This window comes from Streptococcus sp. GMD1S, assembly GCF_000296875.1.
Taxonomy (GTDB): Bacteria; Bacillota; Bacilli; order Lactobacillales; family Streptococcaceae; genus Streptococcus.
This window is the reverse complement of the sequence record NZ_AJQY01000079.1, coordinates 1-3,309: the sequence shown is the minus strand read 5'-3', so window position 1 is coordinate 3,309 and position 3,309 is coordinate 1. Positions and strand designations below refer to the sequence as shown.

The 3,309-nt window shown below is 44.0% G+C and carries 4 protein-coding genes; all 4 read right to left on the bottom strand.

The genetic code is table 11. The annotated features are described in order from the left end of the window. Positions 1-444 (bottom strand): uridine monophosphate kinase (locus tag GMD1S_RS06960; protein ID WP_000002993.1); only part of this gene is annotated, 444 nt, incomplete at its 3' end. A gap of 83 nt (positions 445-527) precedes the next feature. Beyond that, positions 528-1,862 carry a methylenetetrahydrofolate--tRNA-(uracil(54)-C(5))-methyltransferase (FADH(2)-oxidizing) TrmFO gene (gene trmFO, locus GMD1S_RS06955; RefSeq protein ID WP_000083705.1) on the bottom strand — a complete coding sequence of 445 codons (1,335 nt, stop codon included), beginning with the start codon at positions 1,860-1,862 and terminating at the stop codon, positions 528-530. Between the two features lie 133 nt (positions 1,863-1,995). Next, positions 1,996-2,874 carry a 16S rRNA (cytidine(1402)-2'-O)-methyltransferase gene (gene rsmI / locus GMD1S_RS06950; protein ID WP_001166889.1) on the bottom strand — a complete coding sequence of 293 codons (879 nt, stop codon included), beginning with the start codon at positions 2,872-2,874 and terminating at the stop codon, positions 1,996-1,998. A 2-nt stretch (positions 2,875-2,876) separates the two neighbouring features. Beyond that, on the bottom strand, positions 2,877-3,194 hold the full coding sequence (gene yabA, locus GMD1S_RS06945) for a DNA replication initiation control protein YabA (RefSeq protein WP_000358229.1): 318 nt from the start codon (positions 3,192-3,194) through the stop codon (positions 2,877-2,879). Positions 3,195-3,309: the final 115 nt, after the last annotated feature.

Here is a 3,309-nt window from a genome sequence, read left to right as displayed (position 1 = left end):
AAGGGCTGCTGTTGTATCTGTTGAGAAGTAAGGTGAACCAATTCCAGCACCAAAGATAACAATACGGCCTTTTTCAAGGTGACGAAGGGCACGTCCACGTACATAAGGTTCTGCCACTTGTTGCATGGCAATGGCTGTTTGTACACGCGTATCGACACCAACTTGTTGCAATGAATCTGCCATCACAAGAGCATTCATCACGGTCCCAAGCATTCCAGTGTAATCTGCCTGAACACGGTCCATTCCTGCTTCTGCAGCAGGTTCCCCACGCCAGAGATTTCCTCCACCAATAACAAGGGCAATTTCGATACCTAAGCTATGAACTTCTTGAATCTCTTTTGCGATTGTTTGAACTGTTTGGATATCAATCCCTACGCCACGTTCACCGGCAAGGGCTTCACCTGATAACTTGATTAAAATACGTTTATACTTGGGATTCGCCATTTTTACTCTCCTTTTTTTATCCTACCTATTTTATCACAATTTCTAAGATTTTTATAGTATCATGAGCAATTCTTTGAAAAAAATTAGACTGTTAAAAATTCCTCTAAGTCGGTAAGAGCACGCTCTGCAATTTTTTCATAACGAGCCTTCTTATCACGGATACGCTCGCCATCCAATTCCTTGATAATCCCAAAATTGACATTCATGGGCTGGAAATGCTTGCTGTCCGCATGAGTGATGTAATGAGCTAGACTTCCAATCGCTGTGGTCTCTGGGAAGATAGCTTCACTTTCACCCTTAAAGAGACGAGCTGCGTTAATACCTGCAACCAAGCCTGAAGCTGCTGACTCAACATAGCCTTCTACACCCGTCATTTGACCAGCAAAGAAAAGGTTTGGCTGTTTCTTAGAACGATAGGTCTGCTCCAGAAGATTTGGTGAATCCATGTAAGAATTGCGGTGCATGACCCCATAGCGAACAAACTCCGCATTTTCAAGACCTGGAATCATTTGGAAGACACGCTTTTGTTCTCCCCATTTGAGGTGGGTCTGGAAACCGACGATATTGTAGAGGCTACCAGCCGCATTATCCTGACGAAGCTGGACAACTGCATACGGTGTTTTGAACTCCCCGTCACGAGGGCCTGTATAATCGTCTGGATACTCCAAACCGACTGGCTTCATCGGACCATAAAGCATGGTTTTAATGCCACGCTTAGCCATGACTTCGATAGGCATACAACCTTCAAAGTACTTTTCTTTTTCAAACGAATTGAGCGGGGCTTCTTCCGCATTGATCAATGCTTCATGGAAATCCATAAATTCTTGCTTGGTCATAGGGGCATTGAGGTAGGCTGCTTCTCCCTTGTCATAACGAGACTTGAGATAGACCTTGCTCATATCGATGGTATTGACATCGATAATCGGCGCCGCCGCATCGTAGAAATAGAAACCATCACCGTCATTAAGGGCATGAATCTTTTCAGCTAGGGCATCGCTGGTTAAAGGACCAGTAGCGACAACTGTAATAACATCAGTCGGCAATTCTGTAATTTCATCACGAACCACTTCAATCAAGGGGTGATTAGCCACTTTTTCAGTCACCATTTGAGAGAAACCATCACGGTCCACCGCAAGGGCTCCACCAGCAGGAACACGTGTAGCTTCAGCAGATTCCAAGATAACAGAACCCAAGCGACGCATTTCTTCCTTGAGAAGCCCAACTGCATTGGTCAAAGCATCCCCACGTAAGGAATTGGAACAAACCAATTCAGCAAAATTGTCTGTTTTGTGCTGTGGTGTTGACTTGACCCCACGCATTTCATAAAGTTTAACTGGAATACCGCGTTCTGCGATTTGGTAAGCTGCTTCAGAACCTGCCAAACCAGCACCGATAACATTGATATAAGATTGAGACACGACACTAATACCTCTTTGGGTGGAACCTAAGTTCATATCAAAACAAGCTACTAGACTGTTTGACACCCACAAATCTTTCTAATTTTTCTTCTACTAGTATAACAAAAAAAGGGAAGATGGCAAACTTCCCTGTTTAATCACTTTCTTGATTTTTTTCCCAGTCGTGGTAGGCAGCATAGAGTTGACTTTTATTCCACATGTAGAGTTTCGCAACTTCCTTAATGGCTTGATTTTTCTTCATGCCTTCTTGGATGCGTGCTTGGATATCTGAAAACAAGTCCTCCTCGTCCTTTTCCTCCACATCCTGACTGGCACCCTCAATGATGAGAAGGCATTCGCCCTTGAGTGGCGTTTCAGCTATGCTTTCTAGTAGCTCTGAAATCTTTCCTCGTTGGTATTCTTCATAGATTTTGGTCAATTCTCTGACCAAGACCACCGAGCGGTTACCGTAGACTTCTAGCATATTTTCCAATGTATCTGCCACACGGTGAGGCGATTCGTAGAAAATCTGAGTTTCTGGATAGTCTTTTTTTGAGTTGAAAAATTGCTTTTGCTGACCTGATTTTCTCGGTAAGAAACCATAAAAAACATGTGGTTGCGGCGCCAAACCACTGGCAATCAAAGCAGAAATCCCTGCAGAGGCACCTGGAACGGTAACAACTGCGATTTCTTCCTCAATGGCTGCCTTGACTAAATCGTGACCAGGATCCGAGATACTAGGCAGACCCGCATCAGAAACCTGAGCAATACTTTGTCCTGCTTTCAGTAAACCAATCAAATCAGGAATTTTTTCCTTGGCATTGTGCTCATGAAAACTGATTTGCTTGGTCGAAATATCAAAATGCTTGAGCAGAAGCCCTGTATTGCGCGTGTCCTCAGCAGCAATCCAGTCCACCTCTTTCAAGGTCTGGATGGCACGAAAGGTCATATCATCTAGATTGCCAATCGGCGTTGCTACTAGGTAAAGCTTGCCATAGGGAGATTGTCCCTTAAAACTTTTTTGAATCTGCATGCTTACTCCCTATATAACAACTCATCACAGAACATACATTCCTCGTCCTGCTCGCGACGTTGTCCATAAAAATCATTACATACGTGAAAACCGTCTTTATAGATTCGGCGGACGCTTTCACGAACATGCTTGGCCTTAACGGGTGTATCTGCTTCCACCTCGCCCAAGCGTTCGCGCAACTTACTATTTTCCAAGCGAAGAGCTGTATTTTCCTCTACCAGGCTCTTGAGATTTTTCTTGATGGCTTCCACATCGGCCAAGGTCACCAGTAACTGTTGGGAAAAATCGTCTAGCGCATCAAATAATTCTTTTTTGTCCATAAACCAGCCCTTTCCTTTCTATATCGTTCATTTTTAATACTCAATGAAAATCAAAGAGCAAACTAGCCGCAGGCTGTACTTGAGTACGGCAAGGCGACGTTGACGTGGTTTGAAT